Origin of the sequence: Archangium violaceum Cb vi76 (assembly GCF_000733295.1) — a bacterium.
GTDB lineage: Bacteria > Myxococcota > Myxococcia > Myxococcales > Myxococcaceae > Archangium > Archangium violaceum.
This window is the reverse complement of the sequence record NZ_JPMI01000357.1, coordinates 1-406: the sequence shown is the minus strand read 5'-3', so window position 1 is coordinate 406 and position 406 is coordinate 1. Positions and strand designations below refer to the sequence as shown.

Sequence of the window (406 nt, the reverse complement as noted above, 5' to 3'; positions counted from 1 at the left end):
GGCGTGAAGTAGATGCTGCCGCGCTCGAAGTGGTTGAAACGGCCCACCCCATCCGCCGCCCCCTGCTCGTCCGTCGTCGGGTAGCCCAGGTAGCTCGTCTCCCAGCCCAGCTCTCCCCACTTCGCCTTGATGAGGCCACGCACCTCGTGCGCCCCCGTCGCCTGCGTCCAGTAGATGCTGCCGTTCTGGAAGTGGTTGTAGCGGCCCGCTCCGTCCGGCGTCTTCAGCTCACCCGTCGTCGGGTAGCCCAGGTCGCTGCGCTCCCAGCCCAGCTGCTTCCACTTCTCGCGGATGTCTCCGTGGATCTCCCAGGCACCCGTGTTCGCCGTCCAGTAGATGCTGCCGCGCTCGAAGTGGTTGTAGCGGCCCACCCCATCCGGCGTCGTCAGCTCGTCGGTGATGGGGT

At 67.2% G+C, this 406-nt stretch carries 1 protein-coding gene; it reads right to left on the bottom strand.

Annotated elements, in window-relative coordinates:
• A partial coding sequence (locus Q664_RS45390) for an LGFP repeat-containing protein (RefSeq protein WP_043411741.1) occupies positions 1-406 on the bottom strand: 406 nt, incomplete at both ends.